This window comes from Bradyrhizobium sp. KZN70725 (assembly GCF_055264925.1).
In genome coordinates this window covers 43,706-69,977 of the sequence record NZ_JBUYWT010000036.1, presented here as the reverse complement: position 1 = coordinate 69,977, position 26,272 = coordinate 43,706, and the positions used below count along the sequence as shown (strand labels likewise).

At 61.1% G+C, this 26,272-nt stretch carries 21 protein-coding genes, 1 tRNA gene and 3 pseudogenes; 10 read left to right on the top strand and 15 right to left on the bottom strand.

Translation table 11 applies throughout. The features are described from left to right. Nucleotides 1-8 precede the first annotated feature (8 nt). Together ACZBJS_RS28500 and ACZBJS_RS28495 are read left to right on the top strand one after the other, a co-directional pair. The gene (locus tag ACZBJS_RS28500) at nt 9-1,346 is read left to right on the top strand and encodes a Dyp-type peroxidase (protein WP_463439594.1); all 1,338 of its coding nucleotides are present in this window, start codon (nt 9-11) and stop codon (nt 1,344-1,346) included. A 132-nt stretch (nt 1,347-1,478) separates the two neighbouring features. Then, on the top strand, nt 1,479-2,393 hold the full coding sequence (locus tag ACZBJS_RS28495) for a hypothetical protein (RefSeq protein ID WP_316397155.1): 915 nt from the start codon (nt 1,479-1,481) through the stop codon (nt 2,391-2,393). A 197-nt stretch (nt 2,394-2,590) separates the two neighbouring features. On the opposite strand, the gene ACZBJS_RS28490 is transcribed toward ACZBJS_RS28495, so the two are convergent. Further along, nucleotides 2,591-2,866, bottom strand: a complete 276-nt coding sequence (locus ACZBJS_RS28490; protein WP_316397154.1) for a DNA -binding domain-containing protein — start codon at nt 2,864-2,866, stop codon at nt 2,591-2,593. Between the two features lie 82 nt (nt 2,867-2,948). On the opposite strand from ACZBJS_RS28490, the gene ACZBJS_RS28485 reads away from it, so the two are divergent. Beyond that, a complete protein-coding gene (locus tag ACZBJS_RS28485) occupies nt 2,949-3,179 on the top strand; it encodes a helix-turn-helix domain-containing protein (protein ID WP_253588833.1) in 231 nt (76 codons plus the stop codon). 207 nt (nt 3,180-3,386) lie between these two features. On the opposite strand, the gene ACZBJS_RS28480 is transcribed toward ACZBJS_RS28485, so the two are convergent. Then, nucleotides 3,387-5,507, bottom strand: a complete 2,121-nt coding sequence (locus ACZBJS_RS28480) for a DUF3363 domain-containing protein (RefSeq protein ID WP_316397153.1) — start codon at nt 5,505-5,507, stop codon at nt 3,387-3,389. Between the two features lie 691 nt (nt 5,508-6,198). Between ACZBJS_RS28480 and ACZBJS_RS28475 the strand changes: the two genes are divergently transcribed. Beyond that, nucleotides 6,199-7,374, top strand: coding sequence for a transposase (locus ACZBJS_RS28475; protein WP_316397152.1), 1,176 nt, complete (start codon nt 6,199-6,201; stop codon nt 7,372-7,374). A gap of 601 nt (nt 7,375-7,975) precedes the next feature. Here ACZBJS_RS28475 and ACZBJS_RS28470 read toward each other — a convergent pair. Continuing rightward, nucleotides 7,976-8,248 carry a DUF2285 domain-containing protein gene (locus ACZBJS_RS28470; RefSeq protein ID WP_316397151.1) on the bottom strand — a complete coding sequence of 91 codons (273 nt, stop codon included), beginning with the start codon at nt 8,246-8,248 and terminating at the stop codon, nt 7,976-7,978. Nucleotides 8,249-8,452: 204 nt separating this feature from the next. On the opposite strand from ACZBJS_RS28470, the gene ACZBJS_RS28465 reads away from it, so the two are divergent. Then, on the top strand, nt 8,453-8,701 hold the full coding sequence (locus ACZBJS_RS28465) for a helix-turn-helix domain-containing protein (protein WP_309143752.1): 249 nt from the start codon (nt 8,453-8,455) through the stop codon (nt 8,699-8,701). A gap of 187 nt (nt 8,702-8,888) precedes the next feature. On the opposite strand, the gene ACZBJS_RS28460 is transcribed toward ACZBJS_RS28465, so the two are convergent. From ACZBJS_RS28460 to ACZBJS_RS28445, 4 genes and pseudogenes are all read right to left on the bottom strand, one after another. Continuing rightward, a complete protein-coding gene (locus ACZBJS_RS28460) occupies nt 8,889-9,200 on the bottom strand; it encodes a DUF736 domain-containing protein (protein ID WP_316397150.1) in 312 nt (103 codons plus the stop codon). Between the two features lie 742 nt (nt 9,201-9,942). Beyond that, nucleotides 9,943-10,836 carry an ArdC family protein gene (locus ACZBJS_RS28455; protein WP_316397149.1) on the bottom strand — a complete coding sequence of 298 codons (894 nt, stop codon included), beginning with the start codon at nt 10,834-10,836 and terminating at the stop codon, nt 9,943-9,945. Nucleotides 10,837-11,368: 532 nt separating this feature from the next. Further along, nucleotides 11,369-11,557 (bottom strand): hypothetical protein, encoded by a 189-nt coding sequence (locus tag ACZBJS_RS28450; RefSeq protein WP_076830891.1) that lies wholly within the window; start codon nt 11,555-11,557, stop codon nt 11,369-11,371. A gap of 461 nt (nt 11,558-12,018) precedes the next feature. Next, nucleotides 12,019-12,282: pseudogene (locus ACZBJS_RS28445) on the bottom strand (cell envelope biogenesis protein TolA); the annotation flags it as partial. A 153-nt stretch (nt 12,283-12,435) separates the two neighbouring features. On the opposite strand from ACZBJS_RS28445, the gene ligD reads away from it, so the two are divergent. Beyond that, nucleotides 12,436-13,383 (top strand): non-homologous end-joining DNA ligase, encoded by a 948-nt coding sequence (gene ligD, locus ACZBJS_RS28440; protein ID WP_316397148.1) that lies wholly within the window; start codon nt 12,436-12,438, stop codon nt 13,381-13,383. Nucleotides 13,384-13,459: 76 nt separating this feature from the next. Here the strand turns inward: ligD and ACZBJS_RS28435 are convergent, their stop codons facing one another. From ACZBJS_RS28435 to ku, 3 genes are all read right to left on the bottom strand, one after another. Further along, nucleotides 13,460-13,924, bottom strand: coding sequence for a metallophosphoesterase family protein (locus tag ACZBJS_RS28435; protein ID WP_141340651.1), 465 nt, complete (start codon nt 13,922-13,924; stop codon nt 13,460-13,462). Beyond that, nucleotides 13,921-14,421 carry an NUDIX hydrolase gene (locus tag ACZBJS_RS28430; protein WP_463439593.1) on the bottom strand — a complete coding sequence of 167 codons (501 nt, stop codon included), beginning with the start codon at nt 14,419-14,421 and terminating at the stop codon, nt 13,921-13,923. The genes ACZBJS_RS28435 and ACZBJS_RS28430 overlap by 4 nt, the downstream gene beginning before the upstream one ends. Nucleotides 14,422-14,693: 272 nt before the next feature. Further along, complete coding sequence (gene ku / locus ACZBJS_RS28425; RefSeq protein ID WP_316397147.1) at nt 14,694-15,626, bottom strand: non-homologous end joining protein Ku; 933 nt, start codon at nt 15,624-15,626, stop codon at nt 14,694-14,696. A gap of 145 nt (nt 15,627-15,771) precedes the next feature. Here ku and ACZBJS_RS28420 point away from each other — a divergent pair, with 145 nt between their 5' ends. The 3 genes and pseudogenes from ACZBJS_RS28420 to ACZBJS_RS28410 form a co-directional block, all read left to right on the top strand. After that, nucleotides 15,772-16,167 carry a hypothetical protein gene (locus tag ACZBJS_RS28420; protein WP_200844448.1) on the top strand — a complete coding sequence of 132 codons (396 nt, stop codon included), beginning with the start codon at nt 15,772-15,774 and terminating at the stop codon, nt 16,165-16,167. 47 nt (nt 16,168-16,214) lie between these two features. Further along, the gene (locus ACZBJS_RS28415; protein ID WP_316397190.1) at nt 16,215-16,619 is read left to right on the top strand and encodes a hypothetical protein; all 405 of its coding nucleotides are present in this window, start codon (nt 16,215-16,217) and stop codon (nt 16,617-16,619) included. Next, a pseudogene (locus tag ACZBJS_RS28410) lies at nt 16,573-16,839 on the top strand (SOS response-associated peptidase family protein); the annotation flags it as partial. The gene ACZBJS_RS28415 and the pseudogene ACZBJS_RS28410, both read left to right, overlap by 47 nt. A gap of 414 nt (nt 16,840-17,253) precedes the next feature. Here the strand turns inward: ACZBJS_RS28410 and ACZBJS_RS28405 are convergent. Beyond that, a complete protein-coding gene (locus ACZBJS_RS28405) occupies nt 17,254-19,002 on the bottom strand; it encodes a phospholipase D-like domain-containing protein (protein ID WP_463439592.1) in 1,749 nt (582 codons plus the stop codon). Next, entirely contained in the window at nt 18,999-22,541 is a 3,543-nt protein-coding gene (locus tag ACZBJS_RS28400) for an AAA domain-containing protein (RefSeq protein WP_316397145.1), read from the bottom strand. The genes ACZBJS_RS28405 and ACZBJS_RS28400 overlap by 4 nt, the downstream gene beginning before the upstream one ends. Nucleotides 22,542-23,390: 849 nt before the next feature. On the opposite strand from ACZBJS_RS28400, the pseudogene ACZBJS_RS28395 reads away from it, so the two are divergent. Then, nucleotides 23,391-24,473 (top strand): annotated as a pseudogene (locus ACZBJS_RS28395) (recombinase family protein); the annotation flags it as partial. Between the two features lie 532 nt (nt 24,474-25,005). Here the strand turns inward: ACZBJS_RS28395 and ACZBJS_RS28390 are convergent. From ACZBJS_RS28390 to ACZBJS_RS28380, 3 genes are all read right to left on the bottom strand, one after another. Next, nucleotides 25,006-25,082 (bottom strand) — tRNA-Met (locus tag ACZBJS_RS28390). 116 nt (nt 25,083-25,198) lie between these two features. After that, entirely contained in the window at nt 25,199-25,567 is a 369-nt protein-coding gene (locus ACZBJS_RS28385; protein ID WP_316397144.1) for a hypothetical protein, read from the bottom strand. Between the two features lie 53 nt (nt 25,568-25,620). Further along, nucleotides 25,621-26,259: a class I SAM-dependent methyltransferase gene (locus tag ACZBJS_RS28380; RefSeq protein ID WP_141343435.1), complete on the bottom strand. Its 639-nt coding sequence runs from the start codon at nt 26,257-26,259 to the stop codon at nt 25,621-25,623. Nucleotides 26,260-26,272 lie beyond the last annotated feature (13 nt).

Genomic DNA, 26,272 nt, shown 5'->3' with positions numbered 1-26,272 from the left:
TTCTCGTGATGGGGGCAGAACTCGAACTGGCCGATATCCAAGGGACCGTCCTGCGAAATAGGCCAATGCCGTACTACGGCTCTTATCTCGTCTTCCGCATCGATGATGCGGACTGTGCTCGACGGGCGTTGACGAGACTTCTTCCCCACATCACATCGGCTGCCGATTGGGAGGCGCCGGCGGATGCGGCCTGGATCAACGTTGTGTACACAGCCGAAGGTCTTCGACGATTGGGCGTGAACGCCGAGATTCTGGCCGGATTCCCGCGCGCCTTTCAACAGGGGATGGCAGCGCGCAAAACATTTTTGGGCGACGTCGGAGATAGCGATCCGGCCAATTGGGATTGGCCTCACGGCGGTAATGGCTTTCACATGGGCCTCTTCCTCATGGGGCAGACGGAAGCCGCTCGCGACGCGAAGCTTGCCATTGGCCACGAGGCAATGCGCGGCCTCCCCACACTCCGGCTTATCTCTCGCTTGGATGTCGGTATCCCTCCAACCTTTCGCGAACATTTCGGCTTCGCTGACGGGATCAGTCGGCCGTTCATCGAGGGCGAAGGCGGCGCTCCTCTACCGGGTCAAGGTCAACCTGCGAAAGCGGGCGAGTTCGTACTTGGATATGAGAACGAGCTCGGCACGATTGCCAGTGCAGGTGGGCCACCTGAGCTTTGGCGCAATGGAACCTTCATCGCAATCCGAAAGATTAGGCAGAACGTTGCGGCGTTCCGCCGCTTCCTACGCGACAACGCAGATAGCTCGACTGGCCAGGAGTTCCTGGCGGCAAAGATGATGGGCCGGTGGCGCAGCGGCTGCCCGCTCGCGCTATCTCCAGACACCGACGATCCCTCGCTCGCGAGCGACGTCATGCGCCGCAACGAATTCAACTATCAAGACGATCCCGACGGAAGAAGAACACCAGTCGGCAGTCACATCCGCCGCGTCAATCCGCGGGCTGCGCTAGATGGCACGATAACCGACACTCGCCAGCACAGAGTTCTTCGCCGCGGATCAGCGTACGGTCCGCTTCTGCCTGAGGACGCGACGGAGGACGATGGCAAAGACCGTGGAATAGTCCTCGCAATGATCAATGCTGACCCAGAACGCCAGTTCGAATTTGTACAGTCGCAGTGGATCAACGACGGCAATTTTATCGGAGAAGGCGCGCGCGGCGATCCTATCGTTGGCCGTCGCGACCACGCGGACGACTACGCGTTTCCAGCGCGCCCAGCTCGTCGGCACCTTAAAGGCTTGCCCGATTTCACGGTAGTCCGCGGAGGTGAACACGTATTCCTCCCTAGCCTGAGTGGCTTGCGCTGGCTGACACGCCTGAATGGAGGCATTCAATGACGCCAAATCGCTCTTCGTATCGCTTGCGCAGTGCCTCTATCATGATCCTGATCACCTTCGCGTTCGGTGAAAGTGTCGCATGCGCGGCGCGTCACGCGCGAAGAGCTGTACCGGATGGTCTGGGATAAGCTGATGATCCGGCTTGCCGAGGAATTCGGAATCACCGGAAACGGTCTGGCCAAGGTCTGCGACAGGCTGGACGTGCCTTATCCTCCGCGCGGCCACTGGGCCAAGAAGGAAGCCGGAAAGCCAGTCGTCACACTAAAGCTTCCACCTCGGCGGGACGGGATCCCAAGCGCGGCAGATATCCACCCTACGCCGCCAAAGCCGGCGCCTTCCCCTGCGGCTAAACAAGCCGCCGCGACGGTGGCCAATCGCATTCGTGATGTCGCGGTGCCTGAGCGCAACGAGAACCTTCACCCACGCGTGCAGACGTGGATCGCCAGTCACAGGAAACGCCAGAAAGAGCGCGAGCTGGAGAACAGGAATCGTCGTCGGGAGATCGGTTGGACGTCACCCTCGATCCCTGACCTGTCAGAGCGCGATCTGTATCGTTTCAGAGCCACCAGCGCGATATTTTATGCAGTTGAGAAGGCTGGTGGCACAATCGAGAAATCACCAGCGTCAGGCAAGATAACGTTCTTGATCGACGGGCATCAAGTCGAGTGCTCAGTCGTTGAAAAGATGGTGCAGTCCCTCAAGCAATGGCAGGAACAACGCAAATGGACCGCGTCCGCCGAGTATTGCAAGTCGGGTCAGGATTCTTCAGGCTTTCTGCGGGTCAGCATCACGACCTACTTGCAAGGTCGGCGGCCTGAGTGGGTCGAATCGCAAAAGATCAAGATTGGACAACTCATGCCAACTATCGTCGGCGCGATAATGGCGGCAGGGCCGACCCTTGAAGAAATGAAGCGTGAACGTGAAGAGCAGGAGAAGCGCTACCGTGAAGAGGAAGCGAAGCCCATCGATTGCGGGAAATCGACGAGAAGCGCTGCAACAAGTTTCGCGAGTACGCCATCAATTGGGAACAGAGGGAGAGATTGCTGACATTTCTCGCAGAGGTCGAGGCTCGGCTCGCGACCGAGGGTGACGTCACGGTCTCAGATCGCACGTTGAGGGCATGGGTCGAGTGGGCAAAGGCGAAAGCGGAAGCCCTCAATCCGTTTGGCGGGGGCGCTGTGGGGATGTTTGAGACCATTGCGAAGGTAAAACAATGGCCATCAGTACCGCCCATTTACGACCGGTTATCTAAATGCACCTTTCAACAGGTGTCTGTAGCCGTGTTCCGTCATCCACTTGGCTCGGGCTAGATGGCTGTCAAACGTTTTGCGCGCCTGTACCGGCTCTCGATCAGGATCGATGGACAACACATTTCGTACGACCTCGCGCCAGTCGGTACCTTCAGCGTGAGCGTCAAGTAACCTCAGATAAGTCATACGGTGGGCGTGGTCATAGGGGGTTAAGGCCGGATCGGCCGGCGCAATTGCCGCAACACCGGGGCGGGTCAGAGCATTACGCATAGGGTCCTCCCATCCACTCGCACCCCACGAATTCGGTTTTAAAGCCGTGGGTCAATAAACCACAAACCGCTTGGCTGGCGCAATGGATCTGCGTCAGCTATTCGCGACGAATTTGCGCCGCATTCGGCACCAGCGGGGAATTTCCCAGGAAGAGCTGGCCCATGAGGCAGCTGTCGACCGCGCTCATGTGAGCAAGGTGGAAAGGGGCATTACCTACGTAGGTTTGGAAATCATTGGCAAATTTTCTGCCGTCCTTGATGTTGAACCGGCAGAATTCTTCAAGCCGGTCAGCAAGAGGACGAAGCCTCGATAGCGGATCGGCGGACCGATGACGCTTTCGAAGTGGTGCCCGGCCAAGTCCGTACCAACCCTTCAGGTGCTCACTGCTGAAGGCAGCTTCATCAGCAGAAGTCTCTGATTATCGAACGCGTATGCTGCGTTCGCGGTTCGAAGACCCCGATCGTTCGTCCGCGCTCTCGCCGGTCGGAAGACGGTCGGCGGGCAGGCAAAAGGCTCCAGCTCATAGCCCCAGCCCACGTTTCCGGCCGAACCCCCATTCGATGCCACCGCTGTCGCGCATTACGCCGCTGATGTGCTGACCGATGCGCTTGTCGAGCACAGGCTGCCAGGGCACGAGCTGGAAGCCGAGGCCGTCGTCGATCATGGCAAAGCGCCCGCTGGCCAGCGTAGCGACGCCCGCAAGCTTACCGGCGACGAATTCGCCCGGCTTGCCCGGCAGGTAAGTCAGCCCGCGCTCGGCCGCCATCTGCCGCCCGACGCGACTGATCTCGGTCGCCTCAAGGCGGGCGATGAGGTCTTTCGGCGCACGAACGCGGCCGTCGACAAGCCGGGTGGCGTGCCCCTGATCGACGAGGGCCAGGCGGCGGCGTTCCATCGCGTCCGTGACCTCCCGCCCGAAGCCCGCCTCCGCGAGCGGCGTCCGGTTGGCTGAGGCCAGTTCCCGGTCGAGCCAGGTCGCGCCGTCGCTGCCGATCTGGCGTTCAAGATCGAGGGTGGAGAGCGTGCGAATGGCAAAGTCCTTCGGCCGGCCGGGGGCGTCATAGGCCATGCCGCGTTCGGCGATGTCGTGGGGGATTTTCCAGTGGTCGGCGTCGATGCGCTCGACATGGCCGGCGCGGCGGAGGGCTTCGAGCCGGCGGACGTGGGCACGGACGAACGCGTCCGGGTCGCCCTTGAAGCGTTCGATCTCCGGGCGCGCGGCCACCAGATGCTCGCTCGGCCGGTAGAGGCCACCGTTCATGGCCGCCCTGTCGCGGATGTTGAGGTCCGCAGCTCGTGGCTCCGGCTTGCTCAGCACCGGCTCGAGCGCGACGATGTGGCCGCGCTTGATCTCGTCTAGCCTGGCCGGATCGGCCGTCTCGACATAGTGGGTGCGCCCGTCCACGCCATCGATAACGAGATGCAACCGGTCGCTCATCTCGTCGCCGGCCAGTCCCTTCGCCAGCACCCGGCCGACGACCGGCCCGGCGATCTGCCTGCCGTGGGTGACGTACTGGCTGGGCCCGCGCTCGGAGGCGATGCCATGCTCGGCAAGCGCCCGATGCATGGTCTTGATGATGTCGCCCCGCTCCCCAAGCTCCCGCAAGGTCCGTTCGGCCTTGCCCGAGAGCGTCCAGCGACCCGGCTCGGCCTCGCTGACGATGCCGTACCGCTCAAGCTGGCGGACGCGCCCGATCAGGTTGGCGCGGTTCTCGCGGACGAGATAGCTCGCCCCTTCGCCGGGCCTGAGATCGATGACGCCCTGGTCGCGCTGCTCGGAGGCCAGCATCTTGTCGAGCCGGGTCCAGCGCTCGGCCTGCACCTCGTTGTGGAGCTTGTTCTGAAGCTCGATCTCGGTCTGCGGGCCAAGTTCGAGCGTGACCAGTTCACTCGCCCGATGGCGGACGCCATGAGCGATATAATCACCGGCAATGTTGAGGATGCGGCCATCATCGAGCACCCCGCGCACCATGACATGGGTATGCGGATGGCCGGTGTTGTGATGATCGACGGCGATCCAGTCCAGCCTGGTACCGAGATCGGTCTCCATCTGGCGCATGAGGTCGCGGGTGAAACCGCGCAGGTCCGCCATCTCGATGGAATCCTCCGGCGCGACAATGAACCGGAACTGGTGGCGATCCTCACGTCCGCGTTCGATGAACGCCTTGCCGTCCGCTTCGTTCTCAATGGCTGAATAAGCACGGCCCTTCTCGCCGCCGCGGCTGACGCCGTCGCGCTCGAGGTAACGCAAATGTGCGGCGGCCGCCCTGCTCGGTGCGCCGCGCATCTTTGGCCCGCGCGAACCTCGTTGCGGGTTAAGCTTCACCACCCGCGCCTTGACCACGACCCGACGCGCGCGGAAGCGACCGCTGGAGTCCTGCTGCCAGCCGCCGCCGTCCCGAGGAAAGGACGCCACCACCCTGGCGCCGCGGCCGCGCGCGTTGAAGCGGCCGGGGCCCTGCCCGTTCCGGCTGCCCGCCGATTCCGGGCCTCGGCCGATCTGCCTGGGGTTGCCGCCCGCCTTGCGCACGGCGAGCTTCACCTCGGTCAGGAAGGGCAGATCGCGCGCGTTGACGCGCGTGCCCCGGTTGCGCACCCGACCAGGCCTGATGCGGAAATCGTCGTGCTCATCGCTCGCCATGACGTGACGATCGGCGCGGGAGTCACGCCGCGCAAGCCTCAAAATCATCGATCGGAAAGCGTCGCAGAATGGGGTGCGGCAGTGCAGAGATGGCGGGGCAAGCCCCGGCGCACATTGCGGGCGGCAACCGTTCCGAACTTGAAAACAAACAAGAACGTCCTTGAGGCGGCGGCATGCGCACATTGCACAACGCCGTCAGATCGCCCTCGCAAGGTGCCAAAGACAATGTGCAGACAATCACTTGCCGAGCCCGCGAGGTGCGAACGACAGTTCGCTTTATCTTGCCATCGCTCGGTCGTCTTTAAGCGTCCGGTCCCTGCACAACTCTTCCACAGTGTGTTCTCGTTCCATTTCGGGTTCTCTGCTGCAGTGGAGGATGTCCGACGGCGCTTCGCCGTTCGTGGGCAAAGGCCAACACCCACGCACGTTGAGAGCCGGTACCGCAGCGACCAGGATGCGGAGGAATATTGCGGCCGGCGCATGCTTTCGATGGCAACGTTTGAGCGTGGGTGTGCCATCTGATGAGTCCGGAAGACTTACGCAAACGTGCGGAAAAGCTCCGGAATTTGTACCAAGCAACGGCAGAACGTCAGCGCAAGAAGCGGCAGCCGAAGCGACGCAAGAGGTCACGCGCTATCGCCATAGCGTGCGCACGAACTGCGGTCCGATCGCGCTTCGAGCGTTCTGGAGCATGCATGTCGAGGCGACGAACTGGAGCTGCATCGGGCATGCCAAGCATGCCGCGGCGCTCGGCCTTTCGCCCGATTCGTTGCGGATCTGGCGCGATCGTCTCGAAGACTCCGACGACGAGACGGAGTGGCGATTGTTGCTTCATCCGAGTGCCTGGGCTCAAACAAGCAGCGCTGCCAGTTGCGCGCCATGCAAATGCCGCTTGACGCCGGAAGCGGTGGACGGGCGGTCGAGGCGGCGTCGGTTCAGCAACGGGCAGAAGCGGGTGATCGTGCGGGAGACGGAGAAACCCCGCGTCAGCGTGGCGCAGGTTTGCTGCCGCCATGGCGTCGCCACCAGCATGGTGGTCCGCCGGCGGGTCAAGTTCGGCCTGACCGTTCGCAAGGCACCGCAACTCGCGATGGTTACGCTCGCCGACAGCGCGGCCAATGAGCTCCCAGCGCTCGCTATCTTGCGCGATCTGGTGCAGCCGCCGGACGGCACGGTCGCGATCGAGTTGGCCGATGGACCGCGTGTCTTTGCGCCGGCCGGCAGCACTCCGGCCGCGGTGATGCGGCAGCTCGCCGCCGGCTGCGACGCCGTTTCTTCGCAAGAGCAGACCGCTGCAGAGCCTCAAAGCGAAGAGCAGCGGCACAACAGCCCAAACGCGCGCATCTCGACGGAGCCAAGCATGCCGTCGTGCTCGCGCCCTTCCAGGGTAAAGCTGCTGCACGCCGGTGGAGTGGCCGCCCTGGACCACTACCGCGCTCGCCGGCCCCGTAAATATTGGTCTGGAGGGAGGAATGGTCCCGCAATCTCGCGGCCATCCAGCGCATCATCGGACTGCCAGTTTATGAGAGAAAGTTCGCGCTCGCCGACCACGCGACAGCCATCCCATTTGAGCAACGGCCGGCTGCGCCCTAAGCGTTGCCTCTGCGTCAGACGGACGGTTCGGCTGCGCAGGTCGTGCGTTTTCCAGGCACGATCCGGGATAAGCTTCTCAGCGAACCGCGCTTCTGTGATGGCGCGATATGTGCTGCCGGCACTCTGGATCGCGCGCGCAAGGAGCCGCGCTCAACCGCTCGCGTCGCTGATAACTCGTAAACGGATGGACCTGGCGCACGCCCGTGCATGCCGCGCCAAGGTCGTCGGGCCGCGCACGCCCACGCGTTACATTCGCCGTCGAACGCCAACTTGACTACTTAATGAGCGTCACGGCTGGGCGGTTCTCTTGACCAGACACGGTGATCAACTGCGCCGATGCGCAGCACTACCTGGCAGCCGTCGCCTCCGCGGCGGACCTGGCCAGCCGCGAGATCGAGCAACGGACGAGACTCTGAGCCACTCCGGACGAGGGACGCGGTCACCGCGACCGGCACGGTAGTTGGCAGCCCATCGAGCGGCCAAAAGATCGTCCGTTGCTTGAACAATCTCTCCGGGTCATGGGCGAAAGCAGATACCGCGTCTCCTCCTGAATACGGATGTCACTTCGCCACCTGGGCTGCCGCCGACCATCGCTTCATAGTCGCGCCGGTGTCCGCGTTACGACGAAGACATTCCCGAGCGATGTCGGAGATCTCAGCGTCCTGAAGGCTCTAGCAGAATTCCAGCAGCCGTCAGTCGAACCCAGGTATTGCTTCCACCCGCATGCACGCAATCAACAAGGATTGCGGTGCAACAATTGTGAACGAGCGAGTTGTAGGACGCCCCTGGTCTGGCACTACGTGGTGCTTCTCGATGACCATGTTTTTGGCGGGAGAGGATGATTTCCAAGCCGGCGCGTTGGTCGACAAACTCTTCTAACTTGCCTCCGCGCCGCGCAAGAGACGGCCCTTCTCGGTCATCCACTTCGCGCGCGCAAGGTGACTCTGGTATGCGTTGCGCGCGCGGTCAGGGTCAACCTCGGGGTCGATATGCAACACGATTCGAACGACTTCCCTCCAGTCGGCGCCTTCACTTTCGGCCTGCAGCAGACGCAAATACGTGATGGCATGCTGATGGTCATAGGATGTTGCGGTTTGATCGCTAGGTGCAGCGTCCGCTACATCGGGGTTGAGCGGCGGTTTGGACATCGGAGGCTACGCCTTACGAGGAAGAGACATGGGATGTGCGGTGTTCAAATAAGCATCTTTGGCATGCCACGTGCTCTCGACTTCGGAAAGTGCATTTTCTGACTCGGGAACTCAGGCAGCCTAGTTACCTCTGCGATTAGGTCGAAAATACACCTAGTTGCATCTATAAATACCCTATTACTGGCGAATTTGCTAGAGCTGGCAATGGTGATCTGCATGATCACCGCAAGACAGATTAGGGCGGCCAGAGCCCTTCTAGGTTGGACCCAGCAGGACTTGGCAGACAAGGCGATCGTTGCCATTAACGCGATCGCACGGATTGAGAGGGGAAGTTCGGACCCTCGTGCGAGCACCACCAATGCAATCGAGGCTGCTCTTAGGAAAGCCGGGATTGAATTTATTTCCGCTGACTTAAAAGGCGAAGGGGTCCGACTTAGAAGTCCCAAGCTCTAATTTACTCTTGGTATCAGAAGGAGCCGACGGTCTTCGCCGCTTGGCTGCTCGATTTAAGGACGAGCATCATTGCGCAGTTACTGTCACGAACTGATGGAAGGAAAATGCTCTTTTCGTTTCCTTCAGAGCGCGCAAGAAGCGCAAAAAGCCCCGCCTCCGGGGAGGCGGGGCCGATGATCGCCAGCGATCAGTTGCCGCTGCGGCGCGACCAGATCAGGGTGAAGCCCTCGTCGCCGTCGACCTTCACCAGCGAGGCGTAGATCGGGGCCGGAAAGCTCGGGTCGTCGAGCTTGACCGAGAGGTATTCGCGATCGCTGTCGCGGGCGGTCTTCTTCCAGGCGGCGCCGAACTCGGTCACACCGGCGAAGATGCGGTAGTCGGGCGCCTTGTCGTTGTCCTTCTCGGATGCGGCGAAACGTGCCTTGATGTTCAGCGTCAGCGTCTTGATCGAGCCGACGTAGCCGTTGTCCGAAGCGGTGAAGGTGCCGATGGTAGCCATGATAGTCTCCGTTTGTTGCTCGGGCCGCGCCCATCGCAGCCTCGATGGCGATCCTTGGCCCGGGGAGCGATCGGCCCGCAGACTTTTTTGGGCCCGCAGCGCAGCGGAGGACGGCGATAGCCTGCCATTTTTGTCTTCCCGCGAGGAATGCCGCTCCTTCGCGGCAGGGGAAAAAAGCGGGCGCAGCCGTTGCGGGAAGGCGATCGAGGCCTTGGCCGCCCCTCGGGCCTGATCAGCCCATTCGAGGTTGCGTTGGACGCGCCATGAACGAACCGACGGAGACCACCGTGGCGGCCGACACCAGCGCAGTACAAGGACTTGAGCCAAATCGATCGGGCACATGCTGACATTTGGTGTATCAACAGCTAGGAGACGTATGCCGGCAAACACCAGCGTCCCTCGTCGCAGTCCCGCGTGCCGAGGCGAAGCTACGCCTGAAGCGATGCGACAGACCGCAATCTCAATGCTCCAGGCATTACACGAGCAGCGCGTTCGGCCTTCTCGCTCGATGCTGAATGACGAGCACGACATAACGATCCCTTGGCGGCCGCAGACGGCGTAGATCAAGGTGATCGAGGTCTCGATCATGACGGGGCCTCCAAGCAGCGGTCGCCGCCGCTGTACGCAAACTAGATCGGCCGCGCGCCGGTCAGGCGCGCGGCCGAAATTTTGGCACTTGCCGGGGGACGCTCGCGCGGCTCCGCTACGTAGTCCGGTCATGTCTGCATCGAGACGCCGCGGCTCAGGCCGCGGCGGAATTTTCTGTCTGCAACGCGTGAAGATAATCCGCCGCGTGCTGCGCATGCGATGAGGCGGTGAAGATGGCGCGCTTGTCGTTCTTCAGGACCTTGATCCAGGACGCTATATAGGCGGCGTGGTCCTCCCTCACCTCCGGCGTGAGGCCCAGATCGGCAGACAGGAAGGCCGCACCCAGTTCGGCGACCAGTTCTTCCACCGCATAGCCTTCATCCCCAAAACGTTTGCGGCCGAAGTCACGATTCAACCGGCTTTCATGGCCTGTCCAGTGCGTGCATTCATGCGCAAGCGTTGCGTAGTAGCTGATCGCATCGCGGAAGAAGTCGATGCAGGGCATATGAATGTTGTCGGTCGAGGGAACATAGCAGGCGCGGCTGCCGCCATGGACGATATTGGCTCCGGTTGCCGCAAAGAACGCGTCGGCGTGGGTGGTGCGCTGAATGGGGGCGGTCGGCTGCTCTGGCTGGCCGTAGTAGTGCGACGGAAGCCCGCCGATCTGCTCGACATTGAAGACCGTGTAGCCCTTCATGAAGGGGATCGCGCGTCCGGCCTCTTCGCCTGTTTCGGACTTGGTCTCTTTTCGAATGATCCTGTCAGCATAAACGACAAGCGTCCCGGTCTCCCCTTTGCGGACTTTGCCGTCAAGCGTGCTGGCCTGCTTGTAAGTCATCCAGATGGGTGCGGTGTAACCGTTCGCGACGGCCGCCGACCACAGCATGAGAATGTTGATGCCATTGTAAGGAATGCCGTTGCCGCGCAGAGGTCGCGAGATGCGCCCCGTGCCATGTTCCGCTTTCCACGGCTGGTGCCAAGGCCTTACGCCTTGCTCTAGCTTCTGAACGATCTGATCCGTGATCTTCTGGTAAACGTTGGCTTTCATGAGCTTCTCCTAGTTTGCCGGTTGCGCATGCAACCGGAACTAGGCCAGCGCCAATGAGCGGGGGGTGGCCGTCACAGGCCGGAAAACGAGCGGGGCTGGTGCGGGCCGGAGCCAAGCGAAGTGAGGCGACTACACGGCCCGCCGTTTTCCGCCCCCATTCTTCATGGGGACTTGGCCTTCACGGCCTGGGGGTCGCAGGCCCCAGAACATACCGACGAGAGTGGTGAGGCCTCGTGGGCGACGTCTGAAAATGAGAACGCGCTAGGTGATGTCGTACCAGACCACCGGCTTCAAAAGCATGGCGGTCGCGCCGTGCGAGCCTAGCTTTCTCGAAAAACTATGGAAGTAATCGACAAGAGTCTGCTCGCAAGCGCAAGGCTCCGGCAGATAGGCAAAGCTCAAGAATGCACGACAGCCACAACCGCGAGCCGCATTGGCCCCGTACCGCCTCGAAGCTTCGTGCCGCCGCTTACTGCAGCGTAAGGCCGTAAGCTGGCGGAGCGCGTCAACGACGCGCCCCCTCTTCTATTCGTTACCGCTGATGTCCGAGCCCGATCCCGAGATGTAGCGCCTTCTGGCGCAGCGCGCCGACAGTGCGCTTGGTGATCTTGGCTATTTTAACGACCGGAGTGCGTGCCTTCGAGTGCGCCTTCAATTCCTTGACATCGGCCTTGGTCCATTCGCGACGCTTGGCACGTTTCTTTGTTGCTTTCTTCGCCATGACAGCTCCTTAGATTTAGGAGCGGCTTGTAACACAGCTTCTCAGCGAAACAATGTCTGGTCATCGGCATTCAAGATGGATCATCGTTGAGCGTCCAACTTTTCCTGTCTGGCGCCCCTCTCGCCGACAGGTAGCGCCCATTGCTCATTAAGCAGCCAACAAAACGGATGTCCGCAGACGGTTTGCTCTCGACAACGTCCTCAGACTTTCGCGATGTGTGCAGGGATGCAAATTCTTCGTCCGAGATTTCGCAGTCGGGGTATTTCTCGCGGTCGAAGAACGCCACTCCAGCTTCGACGAAGTCGACCGCAGTATGGCCCCGACCTTCGGACAGGATGGCAGGTAAGACTCCTTGATGGAAGAGTCGACGTGCGGCCGATTAGCTATTCGACACGCTCGAAATCTATGGCGTGTTTGTCACTCGGGGCGGCGAACTTGACAACTGGCTGACTAGTTTGACGGTCGCTGGCAAGAAGACGATCCGTGGGCAGCTCGGCACGTTCCTTGAAAGATCCGTCGGATCCGACCGGGCGCCTGAGCACGACGCCAGGCTTTTCCATGGTTGCGGCGATGACGTCCGGATCCTCGCTTTCCTTCGCCGCGCCCTGATGAAAGAGATTGCTGTCTGCGCCCCACGCTTCCAGAGCCGCTTTCATGGAAGGAGCGGCTATCGCCAGATCGAAGAAGCCCAGCGAAGTCTGGTAGGTTCTCAGTTTTCTGGCCATCGGTCTGATCAGACCTTCCCGTTCGATAGTTAACGTCGCGCACCCTGCGATATGCCGCGGCGTCTGACGGAACATGCCATGGCTTTCAGCGTTCCCTCATTCTTGAAGGACGTCCGTGCCTTACACAACACGCTCTGAAGGATTGGCCATTGAATGAGCCGGACGTCGACCCTGCCCAAACGCCTACAGCCGATGCTCGCTACGCTCACCGACGCGCCGTTCGACGACCCCGGCTGGGTTTTCGAGGATAAGTACGATGGCTTCCGGATGATCGCGGAAATCCGCCGGGGCAAGGTTTCGCTCTACAGCCGCAACGGCAAGATCATCAGCCGCAGCTATATCGAGGTCGCCAAAGCGCTGGAGGGCGTGAAGGGCGACGCCGTGATCGATGGCGAGCTCGTGGCGATCGGAAAGGACGGCGTCTCGCATTTCCAGCTGCTGCAGAACGCGCTGCGTCATGAAGCAAAGCTCCTGTATTGTGCCTTCGATCTCATGTTTCAGAACGCAATTGACTTGCGCAAACGGCCTCTTCTCGAGCGCAAGGAGCGGCTGAAAGCGATCCTGCCGAGCCACCGGCTGATCGCCTTCAGCCGTCACCGCAAAGCGAACGGCACGAAATTCTTCGCCGAGGCCGAGCGGAAAGGTCTGGAAGGCGTTATGGCGAAGCGCGCCGACAGCGCGTATGCGTCCGGAAGCCGGACGGCGGATTGGCTGAAGATCAAGACAGCAAAGCGGCAGGAAGTGGTGATCGCGGGATTCACAGCGCCTAAGCGCACCAGACCGTTCTTCGGCGCCCTGGTCCTCGCCGTGCGGGAAGACGACACATGGCGCTACATCGGACATGTCGGCACTGGCTTCAGCCACAAGGTCCTGGAAGACCTCCATGCCAAGCTCGTGAAGCTGACGACCCCTAAATCACCCTTCCCTGCCAAAGTGAAGGACGAGGCTGCCACGACCTGGGTCAAACCCTCGTTGGTTGACGAGGTCAAATTCGCGGAGTGGACGAGCAAGGGCGAACTGCGCCAGCCCGTCTATCTCGGGCTCAGGTCCGACAAGCGGGCGAAGGAGGTCGTGCGCGAGCGAGAACGTCCGCGCAAATAGCGCTTCCCCCCGGGGGCGTAGCCCGGCAAACGGAAGGATTGACGCACTCGCCTCCTCCGGCCCTCCGCGGTGGCACTCAGTCGCCTTCAAGGTCGTGGATTTCCGGTCGCATGCCGTCAGGCGTGAGTTCGAGCGTCGCAAACGTGATCGGCAGCTTGAAACGCCGAGGTCCCGCGCTGCCGGGATTCAGGTAGAGAATGCCACCGACCGTGTCGATCTTCGGCACGTGGGAATGCCCGGAGACGATGACGTCGATGCCGCCACCGGGATCGGCCTTCAGCGTCTTCAGGTCGTGCAGAACGTAGATCGACTTTCCCGCCAGGCGCACAAGGTTCGTGTCGGGGTAGTCGCGAGCCAACTCGCCACTGTCCACGTTTCCACGAATGGCCGTGACGGGCGCAATCCGGCGAAGCGCGTCGACGATCTCGGGGCGCCCGATGTCGCCGGCATGGATGATGTGATCGACGCCCGTCAGGCCTCGTTCCGCCTCGGGCCTCAACAGGCCGTGCGTGTCCGAAATGATTCCGATCCGGAACATCATTTGACGGCGCTCTCAACTGCGATTGCCAAAAGACGATCGAGAAACTCGACCTGGGCGGACAGCATCTTGGTCCGCGCGAGCTCGATATCAAACCATTCCGCTCGGTCGACTTCGGGAAAGCTCTGCCGTCGACCGCTTCGGGGCGGCCATTCGATATCGAAGCTATTGCTGGTCGGCGTCCCCGGGTCAAAGTGGCCCTTGCCGGCGAACGCGATGACGCGCTTGCCTCCTCGCTGTCGGACTTCCCCCAGCGGCTGGAGCGGACCAATCGAAGCGCTCGGGCCGAGTTCTTCGGCAAATTCGCGTCGAGCGACGTGCTCCGGAGCATCATTGGCATCGATTTCGCCCTTAGGAATGGACCAGGCGCCATCATCCTTCTTACGCCAGAACGGGCCGCCGGGATGAACGAGCAGAACCTCGAGCCCATGAGCGCCCTTGCGGTATGCGAGAATGCCTGCGCTCAAGGTCGATCTGGAAGTCTTTTTCATCGCGGCCATATCGCTCCTACTTTGCAGAGCAACCGAGAGCCGGCGAGCCGTCGTCCCGCCATACCGGACCGCGCTCGCCGAGCGCCTGCTTAGCCTCGTCCGCGGTCCGATGCACCGTTACTTCGGCCTCGCGGTCGGCCGCCTTCCTGGCGCGCGCACCGGGCCGCCATTAGACGGCCGACGAGATGATCTCGCGTGACCTCGTTGAGACGCCATTTGCCAGAGCCTGCCGCGGACGACGAAGGAGTGGCCGTCCGGCGTCACCGGATGCTTCACGACACCTAAGCCGACTTCCGCTGCGGCTTGGCTGCCGGCTTCTTCGCCACGGCCTCTTTCGCCGGCTTCTTGCCTGCGATCGGCATCAGCATTTCCTTCTGCCCGGCCGCTGCCTTGCGCGGCTTCTTGGCTGTCTTCTTCGGCGCCTCTGTCGCGGCCGCCCTCTCTCTTCCGATGCTCTTGCGCAGCGCGTCCATCAGGTCCACGACGTTCTCACCTCGAGGACGCGCTTTCGCGGTGATGGGCTTGCCGGCGCGCTTCTGATTGATGAGATCGATGAGGGCGGTTTCGTACTGGTCTTCGAACTTGTCCGGTTCGAAATGGCCCGCCTTCTGATTGACGATGTGCTTGGCGAGATCGAGCATGTCCTTGGTGACTTTGACGTCCTGGATGTCGTCGAAATACTCTTCGGCGGAGCGGACTTCGTAAGGGTAGCGCAACAGCGTACCCATCAGACCCTTGTCGAGCGGTTCGAGCGCGATGATGTGCTCGCGATTGGTCAGCACCACGCGGCCGATCGCGACCTTGTTCATCTCGCGGATGGTTTCCCGAATGACGGCGAAGGCATCGTGCCCAACTTTGCCGTCGGGACGCAGATAGTAGGGGCGAATGAGATATCGGGGATCAATCTCGCTGCGGTCGACGAACTCGTCAATCTCGATGGTTCGCGTCGATTCCAGCGCGACGTTCTCAAGCTCCTCCTTGGTCACCTCGATGAAGGTATCGGTATCAACCTTGTAGCCCTTGACGATGTCCTCGTTGTCGACCTCCTCGCCGGTGTCGGCGTCGACCTTGGCGTACTTGATCCGATGGCCGGTCTTTCGGTTCAGCTGGTTGAACGAGACCTTTTCAGATTCCGAGGTGGCCGGATAGAGCGCGACCGGACAGGTGACGAGGGAAAGACGCAGGAAGCCTTTCCAGTTAGCGCGGTGGGCCATGCCGGCGGAACTCCGATACTGATACCGGATTCAAGACGAACGACCCGGCTTGGTTCCGACATCGCGACCCGTCCGACAGGAGGATTTTTTCTCGGCGGCTGCCCGGTCGGACTCGACAGTGTTCTTGCTATGTTCTAATTCGGACATGACCGACCGACCCGCGAGCTGGCGCATGCCGAACCCGAAGCAAATGGAAAAACTGACCGCTGAAGCCGACCGTAGACGAGCGCCGTCCGCTGCGGGTCCAGATGCTCCGCTCCCGGCCGAATATTGGGAATCGGTCCTCAAAGACCCTCGCGCCGGCCCGGCCGTGGCCCAGGCTCGACAGCGACGCCTCTCGGAAATTAAGGCCCACGTGCTGCGCGTCTCCTGCCGCCGCTGCGAGCGGACCGTGGAGATCCAGACCGCCGATGCCGTCCGCTTGTATGGCGCCAACGCCGTCTGGAAGGACGTGGCGCAACGGTTGCTCGACAACACCTGCCAGCAGCGCACCGGCAGACATGAAGAAGACGGGTGCTGGCCAGCGTTCGAGACGCCGTAGTTTGCTCAGGATTTGCCGATCCGATCTCTTTGCGCCTGGATGTCCGGATGGCCCCGAAGTATCATCCTACGCCCCTGTCGGGCGGCGATCGCAAGGCTCTGGCGAAAGAGCTCGGCAAGGCACGCGCGATGGCGAATATCCTGGCTGGCCAATCGGCGGAGATGCGGGCCAAGGGCGAAGCAATGATCCAGCAAGCGGACACGCTGCTTTGCGAAAGCTGGAACGAGCGGATGTGGAGTGACGGCGAACCGATCGATCCATCGCCGACCATCGATCAGGCCGTGAATGGAGGCTTCCCCTGGCTGGAGATCAGGTGCGCGCGCTGCAAGACGCCGAGCGACGTGGACCTCGCGGCGATGAAGCACCCGCCTACCACCTTCGTGCACGATCTCGCCAGCCGGCTGCGACATCTGGACCAATTGGACGTCTGTCCGGAAGGTCAAGGAAGGTGAGACGACCAACGACCTCTTCGCGTTCCTCACGACGGAGCCAAACGCCGATGTCGCGGCCATCCACCCGAAGGCGATGCCAGTGATCCTAACGAAGCCGGACGAAGTCGAAATCTGGATGACAGCACCTGCGGACGAAGCCCTGAAACTGCAGCGGCCGCTACCGGACGAGACACTTCGGATCGTCGCCCGCAGCGTCAAGGAAGACCCGCCGGGTACGTGACGCGACTGACGATGACGACGACCAGATGGAGCCCTCGCCGTCAATGCCCGAAGTATAGGGTCGTTCGTGACGGCGGCGCGTCGCTACGCGCGGACGTGCGTGCGGAGAGCTCAGATTGTTGCTCAGCGTCCTTGCGCTCGTGGATTTCGGGCATCTCGCCGACGGCAGGGCCTGGTAGGACATGATCACGGGCTGCGACCAGCGGTACCGGGCCGCGATCGCGACATACGTGATGGAACCGCCGCAGCTCAATTCGCGAGCGATGACTGCATGCGCGCCGAAACCCGGCGGCGACCGACGTCATGAGGAGCGCTTCTTGGCCGGCTTTCCGCTCTTCTTGCCTCGCTCCTCCATCCCCGGAGGTATTGCACGACACGCCTACGTGCTCGGAACGACATGCACGGGAGCACGAGGTCACGAGAATTGCGACCGCGCATGCTCGAAGCGTCGGACGAAAGTGTCGGCGATTTTATTGAGTTCGACGAATACGCCAATCTCCTTTCGGGGACTAGCTTGAGACGAACTCGCTGACAGCCAATTCTGACTGCTCACCGCCAGTGCGTCATCATCCCAGCACAGGACCTTCGCGTGAAGTCTCGGCTGGAAGATCGGACGGATACGGACGCCTTGACGCTCGAACTCGCGTGTAAGTTCAGCCGCATCGACGCCAGACAATGGGCCGGTAGCACGTCCAAAAAATAGCGACGCTTGAATCTTCCTCTCTTGTGCAGCCGTGACGGCTGGTACAATCGCCATTGGAAGCCCGGCGATACCAATGCGATGGCTGGTAATGGCGATCCGCTTTTTCGCGTGGTCGCGCGCTTCCAACGGGATCGATGCATGATCCGGCGACAAAAGAATTCGTACCTTAGCCTTTCTTCCCGATGCGGGTTTGGTGCTCGCGATACGACGGGCGAGTACGGTGAGTTCGTCCGCCAAAGGATGCCAAACTCCGCGCGAGCCCAAGGACATAGCCGCTACGTGGTTTACGATGCGTCCAGCAAGCCGCGAATCCCTCAATCGGACCGTGGCTTCGAAACTGTCGAACTCCGTCGAAAGCCAATTGCAGGAACCGACCAATGCGCTCCATGCACCGTTCCCGTCGTCGCTGGCGATGATCTTGGCATGCGAATCCGTCGTCAAAGTATGTACCTTGACCAGGTCCGAGCGCCCGGCCTGCTGGATCGACTGTCTAAGCGTCGACGACGCGGTGCGGGAGGTGGAATTGTCGGTAGGATCGTCCGATTGCCCCCACAAGATATCGACTCGTACATTCCGCGCCGCCGCGGCCAGTATCGGCTTTAGGAAATCGTCCTGACGATCCGATATGAAAGTCGAATGGATGACGACATGCTCGCGCGCGCGCGACAAGGCATCCAAGAAGGCCGTCTTGTGCTCCCCGTCTCCAAGTATCAGGTCGTTCTGATCGAATAGTGCGTCCACTACGGGTTCGGTCCAGTCGGTAGGATCGGTGACCGTCACCTCGGTGCCGGCGTTCGTCTTCGCTGCAGGCGTCGCTGCGGCCGCGGCCGCCTTCAGGATGGCACTGCGCAACGGCTGCTCCGCCCGCGCGGATACGTCATCGATCACGCCCCCCATCACTCTCACGACCGCATATCCTTCGATCGGCAGGTGCGGCGAGGAGTCGGATCCGATGATGACCTCGTTGTCTCCTTCCAATGCACTGTAGATCTGGCTCAGATCTTCCGCATCTTTTCGCGGGTCAGGGCTGAGAAATACCAGCGCATCGGCATCCGACGATTTCGAGATCCGATTGCGGGCTCGAATGGAAAATTCGCTGCCTCGAAACGCCTGCCCGGTCACGCGATCATAGGCGAAACTCATCGTTCTGGGTCTGATCGTCGTCAGTCCCCTTAGCTCTCCGAACCTTATCTGCTCCTTACCCGCGACCGTCGCCCGAAATATCGTCGCGCTCGGATTGTCGATGATCTCGACCCAGCCCGCCCGCATCAGACGGATGAACGCCTCGACGACGATCCGGCGATGCAAGTTCGAGCGTTTCGAGAGCTCCGCCGTCGTGGCTGGCGCCCGCGACACGGCCTCCAGCATTAGGTGCTCAATGACGCTCCACCGCCGCCCCTTCTCGACGTGGAAGCGGCGCCGACCTCTCCTCATCGGAATGGCAACTTCGATCAAGCTCATGATTTCTTCCGTAATGTGTCCCAAGGGACGATGCTGGCGTCCCCATCTCGTTCAGCCGCCTCCAAGCAGGCCAGGAACTTCTTCAGAAATCCGATATCCGCCGTGGGCACCTTTTCCGAGTAGTTCATCACGTGACGATAGAAGCTCAGACTGCCGATGACAATCATGCGCCACTTCGCGCGACTGAGCAGAACGTTCATCCGACGGCTGTCCTCGAGGAATCCGAGCGCGCTCTTGATTGTCGCCTTTTCGTTATTCCTCACAAGCGAGATCAAAACCGCGTCGGCTTGGTCGCCCTGAAAGGAGTCTACTGTCCCGCAATAGCCGTCCTCGCCCAATGCCGGTTCAAACTGGGATAGCTGCTTCAACGAGCCCGCCATCTCCGATCTGATGGTCTGTCGCAGCCTCTTGACCTGCTCATTATAGGGAGAAAGCACGGCGAGCGACGGTCGCGAGCGATCGGTCACTCGCAGCAATCGGAGCACCTGCAGCGCAGCGGTCACTTCATCCGGGTTTATCCATGGGGGCGCGCGATCACCGCCCCGATAACCGATGGTCTCGCGGCTATAAGGCATATCGATGAATACAATCGGCCGTTCCGGAAGCCGAGCGTCCGAAAACCTGAACGGAGGCTTGCCTTCGCGATACTTCTTCTCGACCTTCTCGTTCGTCTTGATAGTGCCATCGTAAAAGCAGTCCGACACGATCTTTGCGATCGCCGGATGCATGCGATGTTGCTCGTCGAGCTTGTGAAAGATCGGGCGCCGTATTCGGCCGTTATCGGTCCTTGCGGCAATCTCGCCGCGTACCAACGTTTCGAACAGCGTCAGGACGGCGAGCGTATCCGCGCAAAGTCGACCGAAATCCGCATCATCGACTTCTATGACGTTGAAGATTTCCTCGATACCGGGCTCCTTCTGGTACCGAGCTATGTACGGCATCGCCGCCCGCAGCGCCTTCTTGACCGACTCGGCGCTCGACAGAAGCTTGATCATGTTGTCGGCGCCGTAAGGCGCCAATTGCTGATGATCGCCTATCATCAGCCGCCGATGCGAAAGCAGCAGAGGCGAAAGCAGTTCGCTGCCCGTCGCCTTGCCCGCTTCCTCGATGATCGTCCAGTCGAAAAGGCTGGATTCCTCGATCAACTGCTCGACTGCCGCGGAGTTCGTCGTCGCGAACACGAGGTTCGCCGAACGAAGGATCATCGCCTCGAACGCTCGCGCCTCCGCAATCATCGCGCGCGCGGCCTTCGACTTACCCGAGCCTTTTGCCTTGCGGGCGGCCGCCAAGTCCCGGATCTTGTCGCGGACGCTCGGATCGGCCTCCTCGACGAGATCGCTGTCGGCCAGAGCGTCCAGCCAGATGTCCGCCTGGCGATCGATCTCCAGATCCGTATCGCTGGCGTCGTCATCAGCCGGCCGCGCCCGGACAGCCACCGGCTCTACGTCGTTCGGCAGCATCGCCATCACTTCCTGCATCAAGTGATCGATAGCAGCGTTGCTCTGCGCAGAAAGCAGAAGTCGCGAGGTCGGTTCATCCGTGAAGCGACGTCGCACGATTTCGGACACAGCATAGGTCTTGCCGACACCCGGAGGACCTTGCAGCAAAAAGAAGGGTATGGTCGAGAGAATGTTCGTCAACGCTTCCTGTTTCGATTTGTCCAGGCTCTTGAAATCACTGTCCTGCTTTACGGGATCGTGACTATCTTCGATGCGACCGCGTGGATCGGTCAGCATACGCAGCAACTCGGAATGCTCCCGCAACGCACGGAGCGCCTTCAGACGGCGGCGCAATTGCGTGAGCTTTCCACGCATCTCCCCCGGGATCAAAAATGCTTCGTCGCGGATCCTTGTCGCGAAGGAGCCTTCGAACTTGAAGGTCTCCCTTTGCTTCGCCGCATCGACACCGACGTATCGCCAGTGGTTTTCGACGTCTCGTTCGCCCAGCGATCCGGTCTGGGCCAGGGACCAACCATCGTTGCTCTTGTCGGTCGCTTCTCCCTTGTCGAGCAGCTCGGAAAGGCGCACCGCGGGCGAGGTGCGGAAGAGCAGCGCCTTCGATAGCGCCTCCCTCTCTTCATCGTGCCGCGACGTGGCGACCACACCGTGATTCCCCCCTTCCGACGGCCGGCCTGGCTGCACGGAAACAGGAAAGATATCTGCCACCGCATAAGCCATCTCGAGCGCGGTCAGCAGCGCGAAGGCTTCGTACTTGCGGTCCAGATCGGTCTTCCGCTGCTCCGCAGGCTTGAGGGCGTCGATGTGCGGCTGCCAATGAGCCACGCGGCCTCGACGTCGGGCAAAGCTCTGTTCCTGGGCCTTACCTGTGGGCAGAATTTCGATCATTTCCGGAAGCAAAACTTCCGAACCCATGATCGCATGCGGCCTGGCAAGCTCCGCCTTCTCGCAAACCACGAATTCGAAGGTCGGAACATCGGTGGTTTCCGGGGCACGATAGGGAGACAGCCAGTAGGTCATCTGATTGCCCAGCAACGCGACCTTGACGCCGCTCGGGCCGTCTTTCACGAGCGTCAGATATGGCTCGCCCGCAAGATCGTCCTTAACGTAGGCGATCAAACCATCGATGTCATTCGCCTCGATCTCATTTCCCGTAGCGAGCCGGATGTCCTTCGTTAATTGCGAGCGCGGATCCAGCCGGAAGGCCGCCGCGAGCTTGAGCTCTCCCCCTGCAGCCTGAGCCTGAATGGTTTCGATCACGTCGGAGATCTCGCGACAGATCTGTTCACCATCAAGACGCTCGACGGGGATGGTACCGGTAAGTTTACGCAAGATCCTCACTTCGGAAACCGAAAGATGGTCGGCGACCTCGGAGAGCAGCAAGCGCAGGTCGATTACCCTTCCCGGCGATACGTCGAGCAGCTCCGAGATCATCAAGCCTAGATTGCGCCAGTCCTGTCCGAACGATGCCGCTTGCGATACGGCGCCACCGGCGCCTGCGCGCGGGACGTCTTCGACCGTGGCCAGTCGCATGGACCACTCAAAGCCGGTCAACCGGAAATCGGGCTCCTCCCCGAACGATCCGACGATCGACCAGGGGTCGAGATTTCGATGTATGATGCCCTGCGAGTGCAGTAGTTCGAGAGCCCGGGCGACACGTAGAAAATTGTCCCACAGCAACCTGCGATTCCGCGGCAACCTGGGGGCTGACAATACTGGTGGTTTCGACGTAGCGTTCCGAAAAGTCTCGAGGGGATCGCCGCGGCCGGGATCCAGCACGATATAGAATCCATCCTTGTCCGACCCGGCCGTGATCATCGGAACGAAGAGGTCATCCGCCTTCGGAACTGCAGCAAGCCTCTGCAGTTGGCGTATCTCGCTCCGCCAAATGTCCTTCATGTCGGCATCTGAGGCGGCGCCCTCTCGGTTCCAAGCCTTGACCAGAACCGGAAGTCCCTCCGGATTGCGCGCCCTGAAAAGAGCCGGTCGCCCGCGCGCCGGATCTCCGCCAACCAGATCGTTCGGCGCGGGTTTGTATCCCTTCAGGAACGACGTCGCCTTCTCCGCCCTGCTTGGGGCCATGATACTTTCTCTCGTGCAAGACGTTCGTAACGCCCTCTTACGCATTCATTCATCTGCCGGCTATACGCCGAAGTGATAGTCCACTACTTTCCAACCGTTAGTTGAGGAGGCGCCAACGCCCGCTCATAGGGCTCGAAACCCGCCCTTGAGAACGTCGGACAGCCTTCCGTCTATAACGTCGAGCTCGGACAAAGCTTGGGATATATTGGTCCAAGGCGGGGTCGCGCATCTGCCTTCTCCACGACGGCGAGCAGCGATGTCATCGACTATCAAGCGATGCTCCTGCTCGTCCAGGACGTGAGGGCTTTCGAAGAAAGATGAGACGGCGCTTCCCAAGCACCTTCCAAAGCAGCTAACGGAATCCATCCGGACTGCCGCACTCCATCGGATCGATCTCATCTCCAAGGACAATTCCTAAAGCTGGGCACCCGATCAAGGGGGTAGACGCGGCAATCATGTACTTCGCCGAAAGCCAAGCGGTCTTGCTGCCGGCGATCTCATATCGACATTCGTCGACAGTCCGCTTGAACGCCTAGCAGCACGCACTTCGGCGGTGAAGGCCTTCTGAACTCTATCCCTTTTTCTTCGCCGCGGCATCCAATTACACGACGAACTCATAGCGGCCATTCCGCTTAGGCACCGCCCAAGCATGATGCTCTGGATGATCACCAACGCCGACATTTTGTGGAGTGGCGCCAGCGCAGGTGCGTACACCTCGTTGAGTTGCGCGATCACCTAGAGGTTCGATCGTGCGTGAAGCGCCTCGCAAATTGTCCTTGCAGACGAATCCAGACAAGGCGATCTTACGCCTTGCGCGCGTACTTGCTCGTCTGGCTGCGAGGGAGGATCATGAAAGAGAGCTCGCCGATCGAAGAGACAAGGAAGAGAGCGACGATCTATGCTCGATTCTCAACCGATCTTCAGAGCGAGCGTTCGATTGAAGATCAGCTTTCACTTTGTCAAGCCTATGCAGAGCGCGAAGGCTTAACGGTTATCAGCACCCATGAAGATCGCGCTCGTTCAGGTGGCTCGGTCATGGGACGCGAAGGCCTTCTGCGGATGTTAGACCAAGCGCGGGAGCGATCCTTTGACGTGGTGATTGTCGAAGCGCTCGATCGCCTCTCTCGCGATATGGAAGATCTAGCAGGTATCCATAAGCGACTATCTTTTCTCGGCATCGAGATCCGGGCAGTCCACGAAGGCGTCGTGAATACCGTGCTGGTCGGTCTTCGCGGCCTCGTTGGACAACTCTATCGCGAAGACAACGCGCACAAGGTGCGGCGTGGCCAAGCAGGCCGGGTCAAGCAGGGTTTGGCGGGAGGTGGCTTAACATACGGATACGCTGCGGTCGCTGGAAAGAGTGGCGAACGGGTCATCGTCGAGGCCGAGGCACAAGTGATCCGGCGCATCTTCCAGGAATACGTGGACGGTCGGACGCCTCGCGAAATCGCGCACGATCTCAACAAAGAGAGGGTATCACCTGCGCGAGGGCGGGCATGGAATGCCTCAACTATCAATGGCAATCTCGCAAGAGGTGCCGGCATTCTGCAGAACGAGCTTTATGTAGGGCGCCTCGTCTGGAACAAAGTCAGGATGGTGAAAGATCCCGACTCGGGAAAGCGCCTGTCACGACCAAATCCTAAGAGTGACTGGCAGGTGGCTGAAGTGCCGCATCTTGCAATTGTCGATCCAGAGCTATTTAGAGCAGCTCAGCAGCGCAAAGAGGAACGCGGTCACACCCACCCCAGCCATCAACGCCGGCCTCGTCGAATGCTGTCTGGCCTGCTCCGTTGCGGCTCGTGCGGCTCGGGCATGGCAACCAATGGGCGGGACAAATCAGGGCGCGTTCGCATTCGCTGCTCGGCGGCGACGGAGAGCGGCACGTGTCCGGACGCCAAGACTTTTTATTTAGACACTGTCGAGAGCGCGGTCCTCAACGGACTAAAGGCCGAATTGCGCGCACCGAAGGTTATCTCAGAATACGTACGCACGTATCTTGAGGAGCGGAAGCGCCTCGCGGCCACCTCACATGCAAAACGGCAGCGCCTTGAGCAGCAGCTTGGGCAAATAAGCCGGGAAATCGAACGACTGGTGGATGCGATCGCGAAAGGACATGGCGATCCATCCGTTTTCGGACCGCGATCGACTGCCTTAGATGCCGAACGAAAGCGGATATCTGAGGAGTTGCAGAGTGAACCACCCGCCCTGAAGGAAGTCGCACTGCATCCGGCCATCCTCAAACGATATGAGGAGCAACTCGGTCGGCTTGAAGAAGCACTTGGTAAAGGTGTCAGTGCGGGCGACGGAGAGGCCGCAGAAGCGATCAGAGACTTGGTTGAGTCGGTCACCGTGTTCCGCGATCCAGGCCGCCCAGGTGGTGTAGCCGTGGAGATAGCAGGCCGGCTAAACGCCCTGCTCGGGGAAAAGGCCTATCCAAACCAAGTCAAAGGAGTGTGGGGAAAGATGGTAGCGGGGGAGGGACTCGAACCCCCGACCCCAGGATTATGATTCCCGTGCTCTAACCAGCTGAGCTACCCCGCCATGGGCTCGCCATCGGCGGCTGGTGAGCCGCGGGTGCGAACGCGCGGCATATAAAGAGTGGCATGCGCGCCTGTCAAGCAAACCCGGACGGGGCAGCAACTTATTGCAGGCAGAGGCTATTTCGGCCTCACCGATGGGTCGCCACCGGGGCTGCCGGGCGGCGGAATCACCGGCGTGTTGCCGCCTTGCGGGGTCGGCGCACGCATTTCGGGATCGACCCCGGCCGGCGGGCACAACACCCCGTCGGATTTGGCGAGCTTGTCGCCCAGCGGCTGGCTGCTCTGCCCGGTGGTGGTTCCCTCGGGAGCCGGCGCGCCGGGATGCGACGGCTGCTGCTGCGGCGCGCAATTCGCGGCGGCGCGCTGCGGCGCCGGCGGCGCGGTCTGTGCCGGCGGCGTGGCTGATGTCGGCGGCGCCTGCGCCGAGGCAACAGCGGGTGCCAGCATCAGCACACAGGATAAAGCGAGTGTTCGACTGATCCTCATGACGAGAAAACCGTGACGACGCGTCGATGTTCCCTCGCAAAATCGCCGCAACCTCACGATTTGCGGAAGCGGATCAGCGAGAAATGCCCCATCGGCGGCATCGGCCGGCGCTCCGCAAGGCTGACCCCGCCATGCTTCGCCGCCCAATTAGTCAGCCGCTCCCACGGAAACTCCGGACGCCAGCCGAGCCGCCGCGCCAGCGGCGCGAAGGCGAGCTCGAAGACGCGGCGGGGGCCGCTCTCGGCACCGATGTGATTGACCAGGATCAGCTCGCCGCCGGGCTTCAGCACGCGGATGAAATCGTCGAGCGTCGCCTCGGGATCCGGCACCGCGGTGATGACATATTGCGCGACCACCGCGTCGAAGAACGCATCCGGAAATGCGAGATTCTTGGCGTCCATCACCGCCAGCGCCTCGACATTGGTCAGGCCCTGCGTGCGCACGCGCTTGAGCGCCCGCCGCAGCATCGGCTCGGAAATATCGACGCCGCATAGCTTTGTGGTGCGCTTGTATTCCGACAGCGAGAGCCCGGTGCCGACGCCGACGTCGAGCACGCGGCCGCCGATCCGGTCGGCTTCCGCGATCGTCGACTGACGGCCCTGATCGAACACCTTGCCGAACACCAGATCGTAGATCGGTGCCCAGCGGCCATACGCCTTTTCGACCCCTTCGCGGTCGATGTCCCCAGCCATTCCCCTGCCCCGA

Excerpts from the sequence above, each read along its gene's own strand:
- ACZBJS_RS28495 (WP_316397155.1), top strand. The coding sequence starts at position 1,479 with ATGATCCGGCTTGCCGAGGAATTCGGAATCACCGGAAACGGTCTGGCC.
- ACZBJS_RS28465 (WP_309143752.1), top strand. The coding sequence starts at position 8,453 with ATGGTGATCTGCATGATCACCGCAAGACAGATTAGGGCGGCCAGAGCC.
- ACZBJS_RS28405 (WP_463439592.1), bottom strand. The coding sequence starts at position 19,002 with ATGAGCTTGATCGAAGTTGCCATTCCGATGAGGAGAGGTCGGCGCCGC.
- ACZBJS_RS28435 (WP_141340651.1), bottom strand. The coding sequence starts at position 13,924 with ATGATGTTCCGGATCGGAATCATTTCGGACACGCACGGCCTGTTGAGG.
- ACZBJS_RS28455 (WP_316397149.1), bottom strand. The coding sequence starts at position 10,836 with ATGAAAGCCAACGTTTACCAGAAGATCACGGATCAGATCGTTCAGAAG.
- ACZBJS_RS28490 (WP_316397154.1), bottom strand. The coding sequence starts at position 2,866 with ATGCGTAATGCTCTGACCCGCCCCGGTGTTGCGGCAATTGCGCCGGCC.
- ACZBJS_RS28430 (WP_463439593.1), bottom strand. The coding sequence starts at position 14,421 with ATGGCCGCGATGAAAAAGACTTCCAGATCGACCTTGAGCGCAGGCATT.
- ACZBJS_RS28415 (WP_316397190.1), top strand. The coding sequence starts at position 16,215 with ATGGCCCCGAAGTATCATCCTACGCCCCTGTCGGGCGGCGATCGCAAG.
- ligD (WP_316397148.1), top strand. The coding sequence starts at position 12,436 with ATGAGCCGGACGTCGACCCTGCCCAAACGCCTACAGCCGATGCTCGCT.
- ACZBJS_RS28450 (WP_076830891.1), bottom strand. The coding sequence starts at position 11,557 with ATGGCGAAGAAAGCAACAAAGAAACGTGCCAAGCGTCGCGAATGGACC.
- ku (WP_316397147.1), bottom strand. The coding sequence starts at position 15,626 with ATGGCCCACCGCGCTAACTGGAAAGGCTTCCTGCGTCTTTCCCTCGTC.
- ACZBJS_RS28475 (WP_316397152.1), top strand. The coding sequence starts at position 6,199 with ATGCATGTCGAGGCGACGAACTGGAGCTGCATCGGGCATGCCAAGCAT.
- ACZBJS_RS28400 (WP_316397145.1), bottom strand. The coding sequence starts at position 22,541 with ATGGCCCCAAGCAGGGCGGAGAAGGCGACGTCGTTCCTGAAGGGATAC.
- ACZBJS_RS28385 (WP_316397144.1), bottom strand. The coding sequence starts at position 25,567 with ATGAGGATCAGTCGAACACTCGCTTTATCCTGTGTGCTGATGCTGGCA.
- ACZBJS_RS28500 (WP_463439594.1), top strand. The coding sequence starts at position 9 with ATGGGGGCAGAACTCGAACTGGCCGATATCCAAGGGACCGTCCTGCGA.
- ACZBJS_RS28460 (WP_316397150.1), bottom strand. The coding sequence starts at position 9,200 with ATGGCTACCATCGGCACCTTCACCGCTTCGGACAACGGCTACGTCGGC.
- ACZBJS_RS28485 (WP_253588833.1), top strand. The coding sequence starts at position 2,949 with ATGGATCTGCGTCAGCTATTCGCGACGAATTTGCGCCGCATTCGGCAC.
- ACZBJS_RS28420 (WP_200844448.1), top strand. The coding sequence starts at position 15,772 with ATGACCGACCGACCCGCGAGCTGGCGCATGCCGAACCCGAAGCAAATG.
- ACZBJS_RS28480 (WP_316397153.1), bottom strand. The coding sequence starts at position 5,507 with ATGGCGAGCGATGAGCACGACGATTTCCGCATCAGGCCTGGTCGGGTG.
- ACZBJS_RS28470 (WP_316397151.1), bottom strand. The coding sequence starts at position 8,248 with ATGTCCAAACCGCCGCTCAACCCCGATGTAGCGGACGCTGCACCTAGC.
- ACZBJS_RS28380 (WP_141343435.1), bottom strand. The coding sequence starts at position 26,259 with ATGGCTGGGGACATCGACCGCGAAGGGGTCGAAAAGGCGTATGGCCGC.